The organism is Frankia sp. CeD (assembly GCF_000732115.1).
GTDB classification, from domain to species: domain Bacteria; phylum Actinomycetota; class Actinomycetes; order Frankiales; family Frankiaceae; genus Frankia; species Frankia casuarinae.
In genome coordinates, this window is sequence record NZ_JPGU01000010.1 from 28,738 (window position 1) to 50,849 (window position 22,112).

Genomic DNA, 22,112 nt, shown 5'->3' on the forward strand with positions numbered 1-22,112 from the left:
GTCGCCATCATCGGAGAAGCTACAGGCAGTCAAGAGAACTCGAAACGTTACTATGACACGCTCCGCAGCACAGGACTAGCACCTGGAGAGACATTAAAATCACTCTCCGTGCAGATCTCGCGTCGATCCACCGCCCCGACCGCCTCCCTCACCGATCGACCCGCCCGGGTTCTACTGCTGAGCAGTTCCCGCGGCCTCGGTGGCGGGATCGAGCGTTATCTCTCGACGATCGAGGAGACACTGCGGGCCGGTGGGGCCGATCTCCTGCGGGTCGACATGCTGGAGCCAGGCGTCGAGCTGACCCCGGCGATCAGGGCGCGCTTCACATCGCGCGCGCTCGCCGCGGCGCGCCGCTTCGGCCAGGCCGACAGCGTGGTCGCCGGGCACGCCAACCTCATCCCTGTCGCGGCGGCGGCCCTCCGACTGTCCCGGGCCCGTCTCGGCCCGGTGCTGCTCTACGGCACCGACATCTGGGGCATGCGCCGCACCGACCGCGCGATCCTGCGCGCCGACCCGCTCCTGCGCCCGGTCACGATCAGTTCCTACAGCGCCGGCGCGCTGTCGACGCTGGGTCTGGCCCCCATCCTCCGGCCGGGCATCTCACCGACGTGGCGGGCGACCCTGCTGGCCGAGGCGAACCGCCGCCGGCCGTTGTCCCCCGTACCGACCATGCTGAGCGTGTTCCGGCTCAGTGACTGGGTGGGCAAGGGTGCGGGGGTCCTGCTGGAGGCCGTGGAGTCCGTCCGGGCCACCCTCGGCCCGGTCCGGCTGGTGTTCGCCGGGCAGGGCCCGGCACCCGGGGCCCTGCATGAGCTGGTGTCCGCGCACCCCGACACCGAGCTGCACGAGTCCCCGACCGACGACGCGTTGGCACGCCTCTACGCCACCGCCGACCTGTTCGCGCTGTGCACCCGCACCCGCTCGCGCGGGCCACGGATCAGCGGTGAGGGCTACGGCATCGTGCTGCTCGAGGCGCAGCTCGCCGGGTGCGNGGTGGTCGGACCCGCCTCAGGCGGTAGCCACGACGCCTACCAGGACGGCGTGACCGGGCAGACGCCGATGGACGAGTCGGCGCAGGCGCTGGCGGACGTCCTGCACGGCATGCTCGCCGACCGAGCGCGACTGGCCCGCGTCGGCCGGCGCGCCGCGGAGTGGGCCGAGGCCGCCACTCGGCCCGACGACTACCTCCGCACGGTTTTCACCGCCCTGACCGGACGGCTACCGACCAGCGAGGGCCGGGACATCCCGGTCCAGCCCACGGGCACCGGAACCCGGCGGGGGGCGCCACGGGCCGATGCNCCCACCGGATCGGCGTGACTCCCGGATCCGGATTACGAATATCAAATATCGACCAGAGGTAACCATAACGCTATCGGCGGCCAACAGCCGGAAATGGTTGCCGGTCGCTCCTACTCCAGGTAGTCGCGCAGCTTCTGCGACCGGGAGGGATGCCGAAGCTTGGACAGCGTCTTCGACTCGATCTGGCGGATGCGCTCCCGGGTGACCCCGAACTCGCGCCCGACCTCCTCCAACGTACGCGGGTGCCCGTCAGTGAGCCCGAAGCGCAGCTGGATGACCTTCTTCTCCCGGTCGGACAGGGTGTGCAGGACCGAGTCGAGCTGCTCCTGAAGCAGGATGAAGCTGGCCGCGTCGACCGGGACGACGGCGTCGCAGTCCTCGATGAAGTCGCCAAGGTGGGAGTCCTCCTCCTCACCGATGGGGGTCTCCAGCGACACCGGCTCCTGTGAGACCTTGAGGATCTCACGCACCTTGTCCGGGGTGAGATCCATCTCCTTGGCGATCTCCTCCGGACTCGGCTCCCGGCCGAGGTCCTGCAGGAGCTGCCGCTGGATGCGGATCAGCTTGTTGATGGTCTCGACCATGTGCACCGGGATGCGGATGGTGCGTGCCTGGTCGGCGATGGCCCGCGTGATCGCCTGCCGGATCCACCAGGTGGCGTAGGTCGAGAACTTGTAGCCCTTGGTGTAGTCGAACTTCTCGACCGCCCGGATCAGGCCGAGGTTGCCCTCCTGGATGAGGTCCAGGAACAGCATGCCGCGCCCGACGTACCGCTTGGCGATCGAGACGACGAGACGCAGGTTCGCCTCGACCAGCTTGCGCTTGGCGATCTGCCCGTCGCGTTCGATGGCCTCGAGGTCCCGCCGCATCTGCGGGGAAGTTTTCTTGGTGGCCACCGCCAGCTTCTCGGAGGCGAACAGCCCCGCCTCGATCCGCTTGGCAAGATCAACCTCCTCCTCGGCGGTGAGCAGGGGGACCTTGCCGATCTCCTTGAGGTACATGCGCACCGGGTCGGAGGTCGGCGCCTTGAGGGCGAGCTCCTCCTCCTCGCGGCGACGGCGGGCCAGCAGATCCGCCTCGTCGGGGCTCTCACCTCCCGCCTCGAGTACCTCGATGCCCTCGTCGTTCAGCACCTGCAGCACCGTCTCGGCCTGCTCCGGGGGCAGCTCCGCGGCCTGGATGGCGACCGTGACATCCTCGGTGGTGAGGAACCCGATCTCCTTGCCCCGGGTGATGAGGTCCTTGACCTCGTCCACCTGGGCTTCGCGGGGTAGGACGGTAGGACTCATGGGCGGAATCTCGTCACTTCCTTCTCGGGATCGACCCAGGTTACGCGGCACCTACGCCCCGCTCCCGGAGTTGATGCTTGTGCTGCTCCAAAGCGATCAGCTNGCCGAACGCACGGCGAAGGGCCTCGGCGTCGGTCACCCCGTTGAGCCGCTGCACACGCGACTTCAGGTCCGTGATCCGACGGGTCACATGCAACTCCTGTACCCGCGACATCTGTTCGTCGACATAACGATCATCCACATCGTGGTCGCACAGCACCCTCTCCACTGCAAGGGCAGTGACGAAGCGTCGCAGCTCCTCCTCCGAAGCCGCCGCGGCCAGCTCGGTCACCCAGGTGGTGACCTCACCGGACCTCGCCAGCCCCGCGCACACCCCACCGGCCTCGGCGATGAGGTCACGGACGGCACGGTGCGCGGGAACAGTGAACATCTCCGGACCCAGCGTGTCGAACATCGGGCCCGCCAGCCCGGGATACTGAACGGCCAGCTTGAGCGCCTCACGCTCCACGATGACCGCCGCGTCATCGGCCCCCGCCCCGCGCCGGCGCATCGGCGCGGAACGGGCACCAGCCCGCTCGCCCCCCTGCCTCGACCGGTGCTCGGCCACCCGGCCCACCACGAACCGCTCGTCGAGGAAACCCAGCCAGCGGTCCAGGTTCACCGCGTACCGGTGCCGCAACGCGGCGTCCTTGAGCCGGTTGACCAGCGGCGCGGCGGCGTCCAAGGCTGCGAGCCGGCCCTCGGTGGTGTTGAGGTCGTAGCGGTCGAGCACCCCGCGGATCGCGAACTCGACCAGCGGCACCCGGCTGGCCACCAGATCCCGCACGGCGCCGTCGCCACCGCTCATCCACAGCTCGCAGGGGTCGCGGCCGGAGGGCTCCACCGCCACGAAGGTCTGGGTGGCGAAGCGCTCCTCGTGCTCGAAGGCGCGTAGCGCCGCCTTCTGCCCGGCCGCGTCGCCGTCGAACGTGAAAATCACTTCACCGCGACGCTCGTCGGAGTCCATGAGCAGCCGGCGGACCACCGCGACGTGCTCGGAGCCGAAGGCGGTGCCACAGGTCGCCACGGCCGTGGTGACCCCGGCGAGATGGCAGGCCATGACGTCGGTATAGCCTTCGACCACCACGACCTGGTAGCGGCGGGCGATGTCACGGCGGGCGAGATCGGCGCCGTAGAGCAGGTTCGCCTTCTTGAACAACGGCGTGTCCGGCGTGTTGAGGTACTTCGGCCCGGCGTTCGGGGCGTCGTCCTCGGCGAGGCGCCTCCCACCGAAGCCGACCACCTCACCGGCGAGATCCCTGATCGGCCACATCAGCCGATGATGGAAACGGTCGATCAGACCCCCGCGGGCGCCCTGTTTGGCCAGCCCCCCGAGCACCAGCTCCTCGCCGGTGAAGCGCCGGGCGAGCAGATGCCGAGTGAGGGTGTCCCAGCCGGTCGGGGCGTAGCCGACCTCGAAGCGCGCCGCCGTGGTGAGATCGAATCCCCGCGCAGCGAGGAAGTCCCAGCCGGCGCGCGCGGAGGCCTGCGACTCTAGCTGCTCGGCGTAGAATTCGGCGGCCGCCCGGTGCGTCTCCAGCAGCCGCTGCCGCTGGCTGGACACCGTACGGTCGGTGGTCCCACCGCCCTCGTAGGTCAGCGCCACCCCGGCCCGGCGCGCCAGGCGCTCCGCCGCCTCCCGGAAGGTCAGCCCGTCGATCTCCCGCACGAAGGAGTAGACGTCACCACCCTGCTGGCATCCGAAACAGTGGAACAGGCCGGTTGCCGCATTGACGTAGAAGGAGGGTGACTTCTCGTCATGGAACGGGCACAGCCCGACGAGCTCGTTACGCCCCGCCGGACGCAGTTGTACGTGCTCGGCCACGACGTCCGCAATCGGCGAGCGCTCCCGGACCAGGGCGACGTCGGCGTCACGGATTCGTCCCCCCNCCCNCCCCTCCCAAGTCCGCGTCGAGACTCTGCGGGTACCCGAACGAGAGGTAGCTCGCCCGGGGCAGAGTGCCCGTCAATATGTTTGCCACGTCCATTCCCGCCGGATCGATGCTAGGACCNCCNCCCGCCGGCCTGCCCGGCCTGTCGACGAGTGACGCGGCGCCCCTCACATCGGTCCTACCGCTGCGATGGTACGTGTCGTAAGCACGACAGTACCGATCATGCCACGTGAATGTTGGGGACAGGGGCCGTGACGTGCATGCCGAGCTGCGATGTCGGGCCGCGGACCGCGCGCCGGCTCGCTCCCCCAGCCGAGGGAGCGGGTGTCCCCCCGAACGGGGGAACACCCGAAACACCGTCGGGCCATCGGGCCAGCAGAGGACACCCACCGAACCCACCACGCACGGATCCGGCGGACACGGACCCACCACGTACGGATCCGGCACGCACCGAACCCCTCTCGCACCGGGTCCCCCGCACACCGGGCTCGTGGCTCACAGGACCCGCGGCGCCGGTCGTCCACACAGCAACGCATACCGCCGCTCGGCGCTGGCGTCGGTCAGACGCGCCACCTGGTCGATGACGACCCGTAGCCGTGCCGCATCGTCAGCGGCCATGCGGTAGGCCGCGCGCAACGACGGCTCGAGCACGTCCGGCGCGCCCCGGGAGAGCATCGCCACGAGCTCCGCGACCACCTCCCGCTGCCGGGACTGCCGGGCGCGGGCACCCGGCCGCTCCATCACATACCAGGCGGTGACCCCCTTGAGCGCCGCGCACTCGGCCACGGTGTCCGGATCCACCACCAGATCCGCGCCATAGCGCCACAGCGGACCGTCGGGATGGCACGCCCGGGTGGCACGGACCGCGCTGTGCGCGAACCGGGCGATGAGCTCGCTGGTCATCGCCCGCAGAGCGGCCTGGCCCCGGGCCGAGGTGATCTCGGAGCGGACCCACCAGGGCTGGGACCGCAGGGTGCCCAGGGCGGCCGCCACCGCCTCGGCGGACGGCCCCGGGTAGCGGACGGCGGTCGCGGCGGCGAGCTCCGCCCGGCGGCCGGAATCGTCGAGGGCGGCCAGATCGATGTGTCCGGCAACGACCCCGTCCTCGAGGTCGTGCACCGAATAGGCCACGTCGTCCGCCCAGTCCATGATCTGCGTCTCGATACAGCGCCGGGCGGCCGGTGCGCCCTCCCGGACCCAGCGGAGCACGGACAGGTCGTCGGCGTAGGCGCCGAACTTCGTGCTGTCCGCCCGGGGCCCAGGGCGGCGCGGCCACGGGTACTTCGTCGCCGCGTCCAGGGTCGCCCGGGTAAGGTTCAGGCCCGCGCTGCGACCGTCACAGTCGACGATCTTGACTTCGAGCCTGGTCAGCTCGCGCAGACTCTGGGCGTTGCCCTCGAAGCCACCGCAGGCGGCTGCGGCCTCGTCAAGCGCCAGCTCGCCGTTATGCCCGAAAGGGGGATGACCCAGATCATGCGCGAGGCACGCCGCCTCGACCAGGTCGGGGTCCGCTCCCAGTTCCTCGGCGAGCTCCCGGCCCACCTGGGCGGTCTCCAGGGAGTGGGTCAGCCGGGTACGCGGGAAGTCGTCGTCGAGCGGGCCCACGACCTGGGTTTTTCCCGCCAGCCTGCGCAGCGCGCTGGAGTGCAGCACCCGGGCTCGGTCCCGGGCGAAGGGACGACGCTGAGCCGGTGTGGCCTTCGGGCGTTCCACGATCCGACGGGCCGTGTCCGAGGTGTCATACCACTCACTGACCACGAGTTTGAGAGTATCGGCGCGATTCCGCGACCTCCATCGAGCTCAGCGGCGATACTTTGTGCGCACCCTTCCCCGAATCGGCCCGGAGGCCTGCCGTGGACAAGATCATTAGGTATGGGGCGATCGCGTTCCTCATCTTCTTCGTGGTGACCGCGCCCAACAGCGCGGCCAGTATCGTCGGCCGCGCCTTCGACTGGCTGCAGTCCGTCGGTAACGGGGTGTCCCAGTTCGTAACCGATACCGCTCTGTAATGGCTACCCGGCCACTCTTGATGTCTGGGACACTGCCGGCGTGGTGAGACTCCAGCTTCCGGACCTGGCTCAGCGCGACACCAAGTACCTCGCATCCCAGGAACGCCTGGTGATGATGGTGCGGTTGCACTGGGCGGTCCTGCTGCCCATCTTCCTGCAGACCGTCGGGGCCGTACTGCTCGCGCTCGTGGCGAACATCCTGTTCGCCTCGCAGGACGTCGACGCCGGCATCATCACCACGCTGCTGTGGTACTTCGCCCTCTTCATGATCTTGAGGATGCTGTGGAGGGTCGCCGACTGGCAGTTCGAGCACCTTATGATCACCGACAAACGGCTCCTGAAGGTGTCCGGGATCTTTTTCCGCAAGGTCCAGACGATGCCACTTTCCAAGATCACGGATCTCACGTACAACCGGGATCCGCTTGGCCGGTTGCTCGGGTACGGCGAGTTCGTCGTGGAGTCCGCCGGCCAGGACCAGGCGCTTTCCAAGATCCAGTTTCTGCCGCGTCCAGACCGGCTCTACCTCNCCCTGGTCGACATGACCTTCGGTGGAGCACCCGCCCCAGCCGGAGACGACTGAGGGACGGCCTGGTGGGACCGGGGGGATCTCCCCCGGTCCCACCGGATGTCCCAGCCTCGTGCCTTCTCGACCGCCGGCCGCCGGCCCTGGACGGGTCAGCGCAGCAGGTCGCGGGCGGCCTCGACGATGTGCCTCGCGGAGATGCCGGCCGCGTCCAGGAGCTCCTGAGACGTCCCGGAACCCGGCAGCGACCGCACCGCGAGATGACGGACCGACAGCGGCACGCCGCCGTCGCTGAGCGCTTCCAGCACCGCGCTGGCCAGTCCNCCCTCCGGGTAGTGATCCTCGGTGACGACGATGCGCCCGCCGGTGGCCTGGGCGGCGTCGGCGAGCGTCGCCGCGTCGACCGGCTTCACGGAATACAGGTCGATCACGCGGGCCGCGATCCCCTCGGCCACGAGGGTGTCCGCCGCGGCCAGCGACNCGTGCAGGGTGACACCGGCACCGATGAGCGTGACGGTGTCGGCATTCGATCGGCGGAGCACCTTGGAACCACCGGGGGCAAACGGCTCGTCCGGGCCATAGAGCACGGGGTAGGCTCCACGGGTGGTGCGCAGGTAGCTGACCCCGGGCAGATCCGCCATCGCCTCGACGAGCTTCGCGGCGGACGTCGCATCGCTCGGGTAGAGCACCGTCGAGCCGCCGACCGCCCGCATCATGGCGATGTCCTCGAGCGCCATCTGCGACGGCCCGTCGGCGCCGATCTCGACTCCCGCGTGGCTGCCGGACAGCCGGATGTCGGCCTGGGAGATCGCCGCCATCCGGATGAAGTCGTAGGCCCGGGAGAAGAACGCCGCGAACGTGGAGGCGAAGGGCACGTAGCCACGCACCGACAGCCCGACCGCCGCCGCGACGAGCTGCTGCTCGGCGATGAAGATCTCGAAGAAGCGGTCCGGGTAGATCTTGGCGAAGTCCTCGGAGTAGGTCGAGTTGCTGACCTCCGCGTCGAGCGCCACCACGTCGGTGCGGGCTCCGAGCGCGGCGAGCGCCTGGCCGTAGGCGCGCCGAGTCGCCACCTTGGCGCCGAGATCGTAGGTGGGCAGTGTGATGACGGGCCGCTCGACCGGCGCCGGTCGGGGGAGGTCCGCGGGCGGCACCGGACCGCGAACCCGCAGGTCGCGCAGGCCGCCGAGCTCGGCGATGGCGCGGTCGGCCATGTCGGCGGGGAACGGCTTGCCGTGCCAGCCCTCGACGTCCGCGGTCTCGGAGAAGCCCTCGCCCTTGCGGGTGCGGGCGAGGATGACGGTCGGCCGGGTGACGTCCTCGGCGTCGGCGAGCACCGCGTCGATCGCGGCGATGTCGTGGCCGTCAACGACGACCGCGCGGGCGCCGAAGGACTCCACCCGCCTGGCGTAGGTGTCGAGGTCCCAGCCGAGCTCGGTCGGGCCGCGCTGGCCGAGCCGGTTGACGTCGACGATCGCGATGAGGTTGGAGAGGTTGTAGTAGGAGGCCTTGTCCAGTGCCTCCCAGACCGAGCCCTCCGCCATCTCGCTGTCACCGCAGATCACCCAGACCCGGTAGGGCACCTTGTCCAGGTACTTACCGGCGAGCGCGACGCCCACGCCGTCGGGCAGGCCCTGCCCGAGCGACCCGGTCGCGACGTCGACCCACGGCAGGACAGGCGTCGGGTGGCCCTGAAGCCGCTCACCGAAACGGCGGTAACCATTGATCAACTCGTCGTCACCGACGACCCCGACCGCCTTGAAGATGGAGTAGATCAGCGGGGATGCGTGCCCCTTCGAAAAGATCAGATGATCGTTCGCCGGGTCCGCCGGGTTGNCCCAGTCGTNCCGAAGGNGGCGCGCGACGAGAACCGCCAGCACGTCCGCGGCCGACATCGACGAGGTGGGATGCCCGGAACCCGCCGAGGTGCTGCTGCGCACCGAGTCGACCCGCAGTTGCTGCGCGAGTTCCCGAACCGTCTCCAGGTCGGCCGTCCCGACCGTGCTCTCGGATACGGGAGTTGCCACACCAGTCTCCTTACAGTGTCGTTCCACACCCGGAAGGTAATCTCCGGAGGGTTCTCTCGCGCCGCGGGCAGCCGACTCCGCCGCTTTGCCTCACTACCACGTGTCGCACTACCCCCTCACCCGGCGATCCGAACCGTATCAGCGGCGGCCGACGGCAAAGAGGGCCGAAGCGGGCCTTGATATGTCAGAGGCGTCACGGGTTCGTATCCGCTGCTGCCGACGAACGTCGACCCGGTGTCAGACGGCCCGGGTGGTCGCCGAAGGTGGTGATGCCTGGCGGAAGAGCTGGTACCACCGGTAACCGATCCCCTCGCGGATGATGTACCGGACCTGCGTGCCGAAGCCGTGGACGGCCGGCCCCCGGTCGGCCGGGGAGGTGACGGCGTCAACACCGAGGTCACGGGCCATCGTCCGAGAACGCAGGCTGTGCCAGGGATCGGTGACCAGCACGGCGGTGTGCCAGTGCCGCGAGTTCATCAACCCGGCTACGGCGGTCAGCGACCCGAGCGTGTTCGAACCCTCGGGTAGGACGAGCACCCGATCCGGGGGGATACCCCGCTGCCGCAGATAGGTCGCACTGGCCTCGCCCTCGGTGTAACGGTCGCCCGGCTGCTTCCCACCGACTGTGATCACCTGAGGGGCGATTCCCTCCCGGTAGAGCTCCAGCACGTGGTCGAGACGGGCGGCGAGGACCGCCGAGGGACGCCCGTCGTACTGCGAAGCACCGAGCACCACGAGGACGTCGGACCGGGGCCGGTGATCCTCCCTGCCCACCCNCCAGACCTGCAGAAACGTCACCACGGCGAGAACCATGATGCCGAGGAGGACAGCCGCCACCGCCCGCATCATCCAACGCCACCATGGCACGCGGTACCAGGTCACGCGAAACGGGTTGACGATGAGACGAGGACGGGACAGGCCCACACGAACGAACAGTAGCGTCCCTATGGGCACACGACCGACATCACAGGGCAACTGCCCCCTTCATCCGCCCAGCCCCGATCGGGATCCCGGCCCGGAAAGGGCAGGAAACGGGCCAGGCGGAAACTCACCCGACCGTCGACCGGCCGAGAACCGCGGCACGCCCGGCCTCCAGCCGGGCCACCGGCACCCGGAACGGCGAACAGGAGACGTAGTCGAGCCCGAGTTCGGCGAAGAAGTGCACGGAATCGGGATCGCCGCCGTGCTCGCCACAGACGCCGAGGCCGAGATCGGGCCGAGCGCCCCGCCCAGCCCGGACCGCCGTCCTCATCAGGGCGCCCACCCCGTCGCGGTCCACCGACGCGAACGGCGACCCGGCGAGGATGCCGAGGTCGAGGTAGCGCGGCAGCAACGATGCCTCGACGTCATCCCGGGAGAAACCCCAGAGCAGCTGGGTGAGGTCGTTGGTGCCGAACGAGAAGAACTCGGCGCGGCGGGCGATCTGGTCCGCGGTGAGCGCCGCCCGCGGAACCTCGATCATCGTGCCGATCGGCAGGTCGATCTCCAGGCCGCTCTCGGTGCCGACCTCGGCCAGCACCCCGCGCACCCGGTCCCGGATGGCATCCAGCTCCGTCGCGGTGGAGATGAACGGAACCATGATCTCGGGACGGGGATCACCGCCTACGCGGCNGCAGCGCACCAGCGCCTCGGCGATCGCCCGCGCCTGCAGTTCCACCAGCCCCGGGACGGTGAGAGCGAGTCGGACGCCGCGGCGACCCAGCATCGGGTTGGTCTCGTGCATGCTGCGCAGGACCGCCAGCCTCTCCCGGTCGGCGTCGTCGACCGGCCTTCCGGCGGCGTCCGCGGCGGCGATCGACACGGACAGCTCGGTGAGGTCCGGGAGGAACTCGTGCAACGGCGGATCGAGCAGCCGGACCGTGACGGGCAGACCGTCCATCGCGGTGAAGATCTCGACGAAATCCTCCCGTTGCGGGGGAAGCAGCCGGCTGAGCGCCTCGGTCCGCTCAGCCGGCGTTCCCGCGAGGATCATCTGCTCGACCAGGGTACGACGATCCCCGAGGAACATGTGCTCGGTGCGGCACAGCCCGATGCCCGCGGCGCCGAACCGGCGGGCCCGCGCGGCGTCCGGCCCGGTGTCGGCATTCGCGCGGACCCGCAGCCGGCGGGACCGGNCGGCGTGCCGCATCAGCCGATCCACGGCGGCGACCAGGTCCCCGCCCGGCCGGGGATGGTCGGGACGGCCGGCCTCGAAGTACTCGACGACTGGTGACGGGACGAGTGGTACGGAACCGGGGTATACCGCGCCGATGGTCCCGTCGATGGAGAGGATGTCCCCCTCCCGCACGACCACGCCCCGCCCGGTGGTGAGGCGGCGACCGGCGGGATCGACCTCGATCTCCTCGGCCCCGCACACGCAGGTCCGGCCCAATCCTCTGGCGACGACGGCGGCATGCGACGTCCGGCCGCCTCGGGAGGTCAGGATTCCGCGCGCCGCGAGCATGCCCGCGAGGTCATCGGGATTCGTCTCGCGGCGGACGAGGATGACCGGTCGGCCCTCGGCCGCCACCCGCACCGCCTCGGCGGCGTCGAAGACGGCCTCCCCCACCGCCGCCCCGGGCGCGGCGTTCACTCCCGTCGCGATCGGGGCGGGCCGGGCCGTGTCGTCGAAGCGCGGGAACATCAGGGTGGCGAGCTGGTCGCCGCTCACCCGGCACAGCGCCTCGTCGTCGTCGATGACACCGCCTTCGGCGAGCATGGCGGCGATCCGGAAAGCCGCCGCGGCAGTGCGTTTGCCGACGCGGGTCTGCAGGATCCACAACCTGCCATGTTCGATCGTGAACTCGATGTCGCACAGGTCCCGGTAGTGCTTCTCCAGGCGCGTCATGATCTCGCGCAGTTCGGTGAAGGATGCCGGGTCGATCCGCTCCAGCTCGGCGAGGGGAACCGGGTTACGGATCCCGGCCACCACATCCTCGCCCTGGGCATTGGGCAAATAGTCTCCGTACACGCCGGGTTCGCCGCTGCCCGGATCCCGGGTGAAGGCCACCCCGGTGCCCGAATCCGTTCCAAGGTTGCCGAACACCATCGCGACGACGCTCACTGCCGTCCCGAGATCGTCCGGAATGCGCTCGGTACGGCGGTACAGCCGGGCCCGCGGCCCGTTCCAGGAGTCGAACACCGCTCGGATCGCGAGATCCAGCTGCTCGCGGGGATCCTGGGGGAAGGGGCGGCCGGTGCGCTCGAGCACGATCCGCTGGTAGGTCGCGACGAGCGCCCGCAGGTCGTTCTCGTCGAGGTCGAGGTCGCTACTGGTGCCCTTGGCCCGCTTCGCCGCCTCGAGGGCCGCGTCGAACGACGGCTCGCCGACGCCGAGGACGGTCCGGCCGAACATGGCCAGCAGCCGGCGGTAGGAGTCCCAGGCGAACCGCGGCGAACCTGACTGCTCGGCCAGGCCCAAGACGGCCTGATCGGTCAGGCCGATGTTCAGAATGGTGTCCATCATCCCGGGCATGGAGAACTTCGCGCCGGAACGCACCGACACCAGCAGCGGATCGTCGGCCTGGCCGAGCCGCCGTCCCCGGGCGGTCTCCAGGGTGGCAAGATGATGATCGATCTCCGCCCGTAGCCCGACCGGTTCGCCGCCGGCAAGGTACTCCCGGCATGCCTGGGTGCTGATAGTGAACCCGGGCGGGACAGGCAGGCCGAGATTCGTCATCTCGGCGAGGTTCGCACCCTTACCACCGAGAAGATCCTTCATGTCCTTGTTGCCCTGGTGGAAGCCATACACGTAGCGCGCCATGGTCGTCCCTTCCGCCCCGGAGTGATACCCAGACGCTAACCCGCGGTAACGGTATGCGCAGCCAGAATGCCCATGATCAGCGACCGGAGGCGGACAGCGAGCCGAGAGCCTCCCAGTCGAGAGCTCCGGTCGTCAGGTCCCGGATCCAGGCCAGCAGACCGAGCCGCGCCGCCCGCACCGCCGGGTCGTCGGCCATCACCATCACCGCGTCGAAGAACGCGTCGACGGCGGCCGGCAGGTCTCCGGCTGCGACGACCAGCTCATCAAGGGAGATCGCTCCGGCCGCCGTCTCCGCGGTGACAGCCGAATCGGCGCCGGAGGACGCGAGCCGCCGGACGAGCGCCGTCACGACCTCCAGCAGGTCGATCTCGGCGGGTTCGGTGAGGCGCTGCGCGTCGAGCACCGCCGGGGTCCCGGCCGGCACGATCCGGCGGACCCGCTGCAACGCGGCGGCCAGGGCGGCGAAGCCGGCGGCGGGTGCGGACTCCCCCTGGACGAGCTGCCGCAGTGTCACCAAGGTGGCGGCCGCGCGGGCCGGCGTGCCGGTGAGCGGCCCGACCGCGCCGACCAGGCGGTGGTCCACTCCGGTATCGAGTAGTTGCTGGACGTAGCGGCCACGGACAAACGTCTCGGCGGCCTCGAGCGCCTCGGCGGACACCGGCACCGGGGTGAGCCGGGCGGCGCGGGCCAGCGCGCCGGTGACGGTGAGGCCGGCGAGCTCAGGCCGGCTGCCCANGATCGCGGCGACCCCGAGCGCGGCCCGGCGNAACCCGAACGGATCCGAACTCCCCGTGGGGGCCGCGTCGAGCGCGAACAGCCCGACAAGCAGATCGAGCCGGTCGGCGAGGGCCAGCAGGCCACCGGGGGCGGTATCGGGCAGCTGGTCACCGGCCCGGCGGGGCAGCTCCATCTCAAAGAGGGCGACGGCGACCGCCTCGGGCTCACCGGCCCGGCGGGCATACTCCCGCGCCATCGTGCCGGCGAGGCTCGACAGCTCGATGACCATCTGGGTGGCCAGATCGAACTTGGCGAGCGCGGCCGCCCGGTCCAGGGTGGCCCGGTCGTCCTCACCGAGGTCGATCTCCTCGGCGAGGTCACGCGCCAGCGCCGCGATGCGGTCGGCCCGGTCCGCGACGGAGCCGAGCCGCTGCTCGAACGTCAGCTTCGCGAGCTCCGCCCGGAACGTCTCGAGTGGCACCGTGATGTCGGCGTCGTAGAAGAACGCGGCGTCGGTGAACCGGGCCCGGATGACGTCCTCGTTGCCGGCGCGGACCAGCGCTTGGTCGACCTTACCATCGGCGACGGCTACGAACGACGGCAGCAGCCGCCCGGCGGCGTCACGCACCGGCAGGTAGCGCTGGTGCTTGCGCATGACGGTGGTGAGGATCTCCGCCGGCAGGTCCAGAAAGCGTTCCTCGAAGGACCCGAGGATCGGGCACGGGAACTCGACGAGGTTCGCCACCTCGGTGAGCACGTCCGCCTCGGCGACGAGGTCGATGTGACCGCCGGAGTCCGCGGTGAGCTTGGCCGCCTCCTCGACGACGAGCTCGCGGCGAACCACCGGGTCGAGCAGGATCGACCGGGCAGCGAGCAGTTCTGGGTAGCCGGACGCGCTCGGCACGTCCAGCGGCGGGGAGCCGGCCCGCCGGTGGCCGCGGGTGGTCCGACCGGCCGCGAGCGTCGACACCGTCACCGGCACCACGGTCTCGCCGAGCAGGGCGAGCAGCCAGCGCACCGGCCGGCTGAACGACAAGGTCGGATCGTTCCAGCGCATGTTGCGCTCCGCGCGCAGCCCCACCACCAGCTCACCGAGCACCCCGGCCAGCACCCGGGCGGCGTCCCGGCCGGCCTCGGTGCGCACGAGCGCGACATGCTCGACACCGCGGTGGGTGACGACCTGGAGGCCGGCGGGATCCGCACCCTGACCACGCGCGAACCCGACGGCGGCCTTCGTCGGCGCGCCGGCGGCGTCGTAGGCGGCCGAGACGCGCGGGCCGCGGACGACCCGCTCGACGTCCGGCTCCCGGGGCGCCACCTCGTCAACGATCGCCACGATGCGCCGGGGAGTGCCCAGCACCCGGACCGCACCGTGCGTGAGGCGGGTGGCCGCCAGCCGCTCAACGAGGCCGGCGCGCACCGCCTCGACGGTCCGGGTCACCTCGGCCGCCGGGAGCTCCTCCGTCCCGATCTCGAACAGCAGGGTGGCCGGCTCCTCGGCCCGGGTGGTCACCGCGGCGGGCNCCGCGGCNGGTGGNGGGGAAGCCGCCCCGAGGGGATGGCCGAGCTCCTCGCGACGGTCCCGCCACAGCGTCGCGACCTCCCGCGACAGTCCACGCATCTGCGCGAAGGAGGTGGCCCGCTCGGTGGTAGAGACCGCGCCCCGGGAGTCGAGGATGTTGAAGGCGTGCGAGCACTTCAGCACGTAGGAGTGCGCGGGGACGGGCAGCCGGGCGTCGATGAGCCGGCGGGCCTCGGCGGCGTAGTCGGCGTAGAGCCGGCGCACGGTGTCGATGTCGGCGTCGTCGAGGTAGTACCGGGACATCTCGTACTCGGCCTGGCCGAACACCTCGCCGTAGGAGATGCCGGGGGCGTAAGCGATCTCGCTGAAGTGGCGGACGCCCTGCAGGGCCATGAGGATGCGTTCCACGCCATAGGTGATCTCGACGCTGACGGTGTCGAGCGTCTGGCCACCGGCCTGCTGGAAGTAGGTGAACTGGGTGATCTCCAGGCCGTCGAGCCAGACCTCCCAGCCCAGCCCCCAGGCACCGAACGCGGGCGAGGCCCAGTTGTCCTCGACGAACCGGACATCGTGGGCGGCGGTGTCGATGCCGAGCGCCGCGAGGCTACCCAGGTAGAGCTCCTGGGGGTTACCCGGATCCGGTTTGAGGATGACCTGGAACTGGGTGTGGGTCTGCAGCCGGTTCGGGTTGTGGCCGTAGCGGGAGTCGTCGGGACGGACCGAAGGTTCGACGTACGCGACCCGCCACGGCTCCGGTCCGAGCACCCGCAGCACCGTGGCTGGGTTGAGCGTACCGGCGCCGACCTCGGTGTTGAACGGCTGTACGATCATGCAGCCGCGGTCGGTCCAGTAACGGGTCAGCGCCAGCAGCGCGTCCTGCATGGTCAACATCGAGCGAGCCTCGGCATTTCGCTGTCGCGGTCACGAGTGGTGCGGGACACCCCGGCTCCGGGGACCGGACNCCGGTCCGCCGGCGACCGGTGTCCGAAGAGAGCGGTCAGGCGATCAGGGAGGGGACTGTCCACGGGACATCGACACTCCGAATCCATGATCCATAGATTCATGATCAATAGATCTGCAAATCATAGATCCACAATCCATAGATCGTAGATTCCATGATGCTGAGTCGAGGCTACCGGTACCCACCGACAATCCCGCGGTTGGTCACGGCCGGCCGGCGCCCGGCGCACCGACGGAGCGCGGCGGCTCGCCGGGGGCCGCGGTGTCGGCGTCCGGCGTACGGTCGGACCGATGGGTCCGCGCCGAGCCGCCCGGCCCGTCCACCGACACCAGCACCTCGAAGGTGCCAGGCCCGTCAACCGCGAAGACGAGCAGCGGCGTCAGCGCGTATCGCACCTCGAAGGCGGACAACGCGCGACGCCACGCGCCCGGCCCGTCCCACTCGGTGGTCATCAGCCACGAGCCGGGTTCGTCGAGCGCCTGGGCGATCCGCCCACCACGAAATCCCGGGGCCCGGGCGAGCGCGTCAAGCGCCGGACGTGCCGCCGCGGCGAACCCCGCCCCGCCCGGCACGGCGTCCCCCGGTACGGCGTCCCCGGGCACGGCGAAGGCGATCTGGGCGACGACCGGAGCACCGGCCGTCGGCGCCGCCCAGTCGGGCACGGTGGAAGCGTCGGGTCCGGTCGGAACGTCGGGTCCGGTCGGAACGTCGGGCACGGGCATCAGACGTGATGGGCGACGGTTCCGCCGTAGCGCCGGTCCCGTCGGGCGAAGTCCTCACAGGCGGACCACAGATCGCGCCGGTCGAAGTCCGGCCAGAGCGTCTCGACGAACGAGAACTCGGCATAGGCGGCCTGCCAGAGCAGGAAGTTGCTGAGCCTCTGCTCCCCGGAAGTCCGAATGACGAGGTCCAGATCGGGCATGTCGGGCTCGTCCAGGTAACGGCCGATGGTCGCCTCATCGATCCGATCGACGCGCAGCCGGCCCTCCCGCACGTCCCGGGCGATCGCCGCCGCGGCATCGGCGATCTCGGCCCGGCCGCCGTAGTTCACGCACATCACCAAGGTGAGCCGGTCGTTGTCACGGGTACGTTCCTCGGACGACTCCAGCCGCCTGATCACGTTCCCCCACAGCCGGGGACGACGACCCGCCCAGCGAACCCGCACACCGAGCGCGTGCATGTCCTCGATGCGCCGGCCGAACACCCCGTCGGTGAAGCGCATCAGGAACGCCACCTCGTCCGGTGACCGTTTCCAGTTCTCCGTGGAGAAAGCGAACACCGACAACCATCGGACCCCGAGCTCGATCGCGCCCTCGACGCAGTCGAACAGGGCGTCCTCGCCGGCCTCGTGTCCTTTTGTTCGCGCCAGCCCGCGCATCTTCGCCCACCGTCCGTTGCCGTCCATGACGATGCCCACATGCCGCGGGACGAGACGCGACGGCAGGACCGGAGGTCGCGCGCCGGAGGGATGGGGATGCGGATCGCGAAACCGCGTCTTCACACCATTACGCAGCGCCACCGCCTACCTCCCCGCACCCGTCCGGGGCGGCTTCACGCCGCAATCCGTCCTGCCGGTCCCAGCCATCACCACATCGTCCCCCCGTCGGCGCCGGGTCGCGCCGGACGCACCCACCGCCGCTTTCCGCCTCACCATGTCCGTCCTCGTCCTTCCGCCACGGCCCGTCCCACCGCCGTCCCGCTCTCATGGTCCCGTTCCCCGGCGGTCGCACCCAGGCCGCCCGGCCCGCCTCGCCGGGATGACCGTCCCGGCCCACACGCAAGACCTCCACCACGGCGCCCGGCCGCGTCACGCCCTCTCCAGATAAGGCAGTGCGCGAAGCCCGCGTTCGAGATGCCACTGGAGATAGGCGGCGGCGATGCCACCGGCCTCCCGCCGGGCGCGGGCGTCACTGACCAGTGCACCGTCCCAGTCACCGCGCAACAGATCCGCGAGCAGCCGCACCGCACCCGCGGACACCGACGCCGCACCGTGCGGGCGACATTGCGGGCACACTACGCCGCCGCCCGGCACGGACAACGACAGGTGCAGCCCGGGCCCACCGCAACGCGCGCAGTGGTCCAGGGCCATCCCATACCCGGACACCGCGAGCGCCCGCAACAGGAACGCGTCGAGGACGAGCGCGGGTGGGCGCTCGTCGCCGGCGAGCGTACGCAGACCACCCACGAGCAGGAGGAACAGCCGCAGGGCGGGCTGGCGTTCCTCGCTGGTCAACCGCTCGGCGGTCTCGAGCATCACCGCGGCCGCAGTGTACCTCGGGTAGTCAACGGCGATCGTGGCGCCGTAGGGAGAGATGATGTCCGCCTGGGTGACCGTGTCCAGCGCCCGGCCGGAATGCAGCAGCAGATCGACGTACGTGCCCGGCTCCAGCCGCGACCCGAACCGCGAGGACGTCTTGCGGACACCCTTGGCGACGGCCCGCACCCGACCGGTCCGACGGGTGAGCACGGTGATGATGCGGTCGGCCTCGGCGAGGGGGGCCGTGCGTAGGACGACACCTTCGTCGCGATACACCGGCACCCGCCCATGGTTGCACGGTCCCGAGTTCATGCGGTGAAGCGAGGTCGCCCGGCAGATGGCCGGTACCGGCCGGATGTTCTCCTGAGGAACCCGCAGGACATCCCGGTCCATAGCCGGGGGGTAGGTATGGCAGTACATTGCGGCATGGATGCGGCATGGATGCGGTGCTGACGGCGCCTCGGTGGGGCCGGCGGCGAGCCGGCTCNGAACCCCAGGCGACGCAGCTGGCGCGGATCGCGCTGCCAGTCCTTGGCGACCTTGACATGTAGATCGAGGAAGACCGGGGTACCGAGCAGCGCCTCGATCTGCGTGCGGGCGCGGGAACCGACCTCCTTGAGGCGGGATCCGCCGGTCCCGATGACGATCGCCTTCTGGCTGGGCCGCTCGACGAAGACGTTCACCCGGACGTCGAGGAGAGGACGCTGCGCCGGCCTGCCCTCCCGGGAGACCATCTCCTCCACCACGACGGCGAGCGAGTGCGGCAACTCGTCGCGGACCCCCTCCAACGCGGCCTCACGGACGAGTTCGGCGACCATCACCTGTTCCGGTTCGTCGGTCAGCTCCCCACCGGGGTACAGCGCGGGCCCGGCGGGCAGCCGGGCGACAAGCACGTCGGCAAGCACGGCGACCTGGTAGGAGCGCACCGCGCTGACTGGAACGATGTCACTGAACTCGCCGAGCCCGGCGATCTCGAGCAGGCGGGCGCCGATCCGATCGGGATCGGCGACCCGGTCTGTCTTGGTGAGGATGGCGACCACCGGGGTGCGCTTGGGCAGCCGGGACAGCTCCTCGGCGATGAAGCGGTCCCCCCGGCCGACCGGCTCGTCCGCGGGCATGCAGAAACCGACGACGTCGACCTCGGACAGCGTGGCCCGCACCACGTCATTGAGCCGCTGCCCGAGCAGCGTGCGCGGCCGGTGCAACCCCGGGGTGTCGACCAGGACGAGCTGGGCGTCGTCGCGGTGGACGATGCCGCGGATGGCGTGCCGAGTGGTCTGTGGTCGCCCGCTGGTGATGGCGACCTTCGTCCCTACCAGCGCGTTCGTCAGCGTCGACTTGCCGGCGTTGGGTCGTCCGACGAGGCAGGCGAAGCCGGCCCGGAACGGCACCGAGGTCGTTGTCGACACGCTAGGTGGTCACCCTGGTCCGGGCGACGCCGTCCGAGCCGGCGAGGAACACCGGGATCCCGGCGCCGAACTCGGCCAACGTCGCCAGGTCGGCGCGGTCGAGCTCGTCCTTCTGCGTGACCACCGCGGCGGCTTCGAACCGGCGGGCGCCGCTGGAGACCGCGGCGGCCACCGCCGCGCGCAGCGCCGAGATCGCTAGCTCGGCCCGGCCCAGGCCGAGAGTCGCCGCCGCGTAGGTGCGACCGTCGGTGTCGCGCAGCGCCGCACCCTCCGCAGGGTCGCCCGAGGGGGCGTAGGCACGCAGCCGCGCCGCCCTGGCCAGCACCACGAGCTTCGCGTCCTCTGCGGCGAGGTCGAGAGCCGGGGCGCCGTCGGCCGAGTTGCCATCGGCAGGCACGGTTCCCGACCGGGTCGCGTCGGCGGTCACGAATTCACCTTTCTGTCCGACGACGAGCTGCGCACGGGTTCGCCGCCGTCGTCGGATCGGGGAGGCGGCGAGCCGTCGTCGCCGTTCGACGGATGCGGCAACCGCTGGACGACCACGGTGCCAATCTGGTTACGCCGGCCGGCGGCCCGNTCCGCCGACAGCCGCAACCCACCGACCGTGACCGTCGCACCCGGGATGGGCACCCGTCCCAGGGCCGTGGCCAGCAGGCCACCGACGGTGAGGCTGTCATCCGCACCGGGCAGGTCGTCCACGTCGAAGTCAAACAGCTTCGCCAGATCGTCGACGTCGAGCCGGGCGGTCACCCGCGCGGTGTTGGCGTCGATCCACTCCACCGGCGGAACCTCGTTGTCGTACTCGTCGGTGATCTCACCGACGATCTCCTCAAGGATGTCCTCGATGGTGACGAGTCCGGCGGTTCCACCGTACTCGTCGATGACGATCGCCATGTGGGTACGCGACGCCTGCATCTCACGGAGCAGGTCGTCCGCGGGCTTGCTCTCGGGCACGAGTGCGGGTGAACGCATGATCTCGGCGATCGCACCATCCTCGCCCCCCTCCCGTTCCCGGCGGACCATGTCCTTGAGGAAGGCGATCCCCACCACGTCGTCGACGCTCTCCCCGATGACGGGGATCCGCGAGAAGCCGCTGCGCAGGGCCAGCGCGAGAGCCTGCCGGACGGTCTTCGTCGACTCGATGAAGACCATGTCCGGACGCGGCACCATCACCTCGCGCACCAGGGTGTCCCCGAGCTCGAACACCGACGCGATCATGTCGCGTTCCTCACGCTCGATGACCTCGTTCTCCTCGGCGAGGTCGACGAGATCGCGCAGCTCGGCCTCGGATGCGAAGGGACCATCCCGGAAACCAGGACCGGGGGTGACCGCGTTGCCGAACGCGATCAGCAGCCGGGGCAACGGCCCGAAGATCCGCGCCAGCCGGACCGTGAGACCGGCGCTGGCCAACGCCACCGCAGGGGCGTGCTGGCGGCCCAGGGTGCGGAACATCACCCCGACGAGGATGTACGCGACCAGGGTCGAGGCCAGCGTCCCGAGGCCGATCGCGGCGAACCCGGCCCCGTAGGCGTGCACGAACAGCACCGTGATACAGGCCGCGGCGAGCATCTCCGCGACGATGCGCAGGAGCAGCAGCAGCGCGAGGTAGCGGCCCGGATCGGCCACGACGGTCGCCAGGTTCCGGGCGCCGGCCCGGCCCTGGCGGGAGAAACCCTCGACCGTCACCCGGGAGACCCGGGTCAGGGCCGCGTCGATGCCGCCGAGACCCGCCGCGGCAAGCGAGCCCATCACGGCGATGAAGACGAGAAAAAGATCACCGGAACTCATGCGGACCCCCTTGTGCCGGGTCAGCGTGCGGGCGCGGCAGGGGGCTCTCCGGCGCCACCGCCACGGCCCTGGTCACCACGGCGGCCCTGGTCACCACGGCGGCCCTCGCCGCCGTCCGCGGCACCGTCCGCGGCACCGCGGGCGCCGTCCGCGCCGTCCGCGCCGTCCGCGCCGTCCCACGACGCGAGCAGCTGGCTCTGTACCTTCCACATCTCGCGTTCCTCGTCCGGCTCGGCGTGGTCGTAGCCGAGCAGGTGCAGGATGCCGTGGGTGCACAGCAGGGACAGCTCGCGATCGAAGGAGTGACCGGCCTGCTCCGCCTGCCGCCGCGCGACGTCCGGGCACAGCACGACGTCGCCGAGCAGGGTAGTCGGATCGTCGTCGACCGACTCCGACCACGAGGCGTCAAAGGCATCGTCCTGCGGGAAGGACAGGACGTCGGTCGGACCCTCCTCGCCCATGTACCGGACGTGCAGATCGGTCATCGCCTTCGGCTCTACCAGCATCACCGAGAGCTCGGCGAGCGGGTTCACCTTCATGGCGTCGAGCACGAACCGGGCGAGCGCGGCCAGCCTCACCTCGTCGACGTCACTCGCGCCCGACTCGTTGGCAACGAATACGGCCATCAGCGGTCCTCT

The 22,112-nt window shown here is 70.5% G+C and carries 16 protein-coding genes and 1 pseudogene; 3 read left to right on the top strand and 14 right to left on the bottom strand.

Features of this window, described 5'->3' with window-relative positions:
• Positions 1-108: 108 nt before the first annotated feature.
• Positions 109-1,317, top strand: a complete 1,209-nt coding sequence (locus tag CED_RS08560; protein WP_035909730.1) for a glycosyltransferase family 4 protein — start codon at positions 109-111, stop codon at positions 1,315-1,317.
• Between the two features lie 92 nt (positions 1,318-1,409).
• Here the strand turns inward: CED_RS08560 and CED_RS08565 are convergent, their stop codons facing one another.
• From CED_RS08565 to CED_RS08575, 3 genes are all read right to left on the bottom strand, one after another.
• Complete coding sequence (locus CED_RS08565; protein WP_035730083.1) at positions 1,410-2,588, bottom strand: RNA polymerase sigma factor; 1,179 nt, start codon at positions 2,586-2,588, stop codon at positions 1,410-1,412.
• Between the two features lie 40 nt (positions 2,589-2,628).
• Complete coding sequence (dnaG, locus tag CED_RS08570) at positions 2,629-4,452, bottom strand: DNA primase (RefSeq protein WP_235186971.1); 1,824 nt, start codon at positions 4,450-4,452, stop codon at positions 2,629-2,631.
• Positions 4,453-5,014: 562 nt separating this feature from the next.
• Positions 5,015-6,277, bottom strand: coding sequence for a deoxyguanosinetriphosphate triphosphohydrolase (locus tag CED_RS08575; RefSeq protein ID WP_011435725.1), 1,263 nt, complete (start codon positions 6,275-6,277; stop codon positions 5,015-5,017).
• Between the two features lie 95 nt (positions 6,278-6,372).
• On the opposite strand from CED_RS08575, the gene CED_RS24660 reads away from it, so the two are divergent.
• Positions 6,373-6,528 carry a hypothetical protein gene (locus CED_RS24660; RefSeq protein ID WP_011435724.1) on the top strand — a complete coding sequence of 52 codons (156 nt, stop codon included), beginning with the start codon at positions 6,373-6,375 and terminating at the stop codon, positions 6,526-6,528.
• Positions 6,529-6,568: 40 nt separating this feature from the next.
• A complete protein-coding gene (locus tag CED_RS08580; protein WP_035909731.1) occupies positions 6,569-7,108 on the top strand; it encodes a PH domain-containing protein in 540 nt (179 codons plus the stop codon).
• A 95-nt stretch (positions 7,109-7,203) separates the two neighbouring features.
• Here CED_RS08580 and CED_RS08585 read toward each other — a convergent pair whose 3' ends face one another.
• The 11 genes and pseudogenes from CED_RS08585 to ybeY all read right to left on the bottom strand — a co-directional run bounded on the left by CED_RS08585 (position 7,204) and on the right by ybeY (position 22,100).
• Positions 7,204-9,078 (bottom strand): transketolase, encoded by a 1,875-nt coding sequence (locus CED_RS08585; protein WP_035909733.1) that lies wholly within the window; start codon positions 9,076-9,078, stop codon positions 7,204-7,206.
• Positions 9,079-9,315: 237 nt separating this feature from the next.
• Positions 9,316-10,002, bottom strand: coding sequence for a YdcF family protein (locus CED_RS08590; RefSeq protein WP_035909735.1), 687 nt, complete (start codon positions 10,000-10,002; stop codon positions 9,316-9,318).
• Between the two features lie 124 nt (positions 10,003-10,126).
• A complete protein-coding gene (gene ppdK, locus CED_RS08595) occupies positions 10,127-12,820 on the bottom strand; it encodes a pyruvate, phosphate dikinase (protein ID WP_035909737.1) in 2,694 nt (897 codons plus the stop codon).
• 76 nt (positions 12,821-12,896) lie between these two features.
• Entirely contained in the window at positions 12,897-15,950 is a 3,054-nt protein-coding gene (locus CED_RS08600) for a glycine--tRNA ligase (protein ID WP_035909740.1), read from the bottom strand.
• Positions 15,951-16,223: 273 nt separating this feature from the next.
• Positions 16,224-16,682, bottom strand: a complete 459-nt coding sequence (locus tag CED_RS08605; RefSeq protein WP_051623796.1) for an antibiotic biosynthesis monooxygenase — start codon at positions 16,680-16,682, stop codon at positions 16,224-16,226.
• Between the two features lie 59 nt (positions 16,683-16,741).
• A complete protein-coding gene (locus CED_RS08610) occupies positions 16,742-17,539 on the bottom strand; it encodes an isoprenyl transferase (protein ID WP_011435717.1) in 798 nt (265 codons plus the stop codon).
• 288 nt (positions 17,540-17,827) lie between these two features.
• A complete protein-coding gene (gene recO, locus CED_RS08615) occupies positions 17,828-18,559 on the bottom strand; it encodes a DNA repair protein RecO (protein WP_011435716.1) in 732 nt (243 codons plus the stop codon).
• A 206-nt stretch (positions 18,560-18,765) separates the two neighbouring features.
• Positions 18,766-19,686 (bottom strand): annotated as a pseudogene (gene era, locus CED_RS08620) (GTPase Era); the annotation flags it as partial.
• Between the two features lies 1 nt (position 19,687).
• A complete protein-coding gene (locus tag CED_RS08625) occupies positions 19,688-20,113 on the bottom strand; it encodes a hypothetical protein (RefSeq protein ID WP_011435714.1) in 426 nt (141 codons plus the stop codon).
• On the bottom strand, positions 20,110-21,474 hold the full coding sequence (locus CED_RS08630; RefSeq protein WP_035909743.1) for a hemolysin family protein: 1,365 nt from the start codon (positions 21,472-21,474) through the stop codon (positions 20,110-20,112). The genes CED_RS08625 and CED_RS08630 overlap by 4 nt, the downstream gene beginning before the upstream one ends.
• Positions 21,475-21,494: 20 nt before the next feature.
• A complete protein-coding gene (gene ybeY, locus CED_RS08635; protein WP_011435712.1) occupies positions 21,495-22,100 on the bottom strand; it encodes an rRNA maturation RNase YbeY in 606 nt (201 codons plus the stop codon).
• Positions 22,101-22,112: the final 12 nt, after the last annotated feature.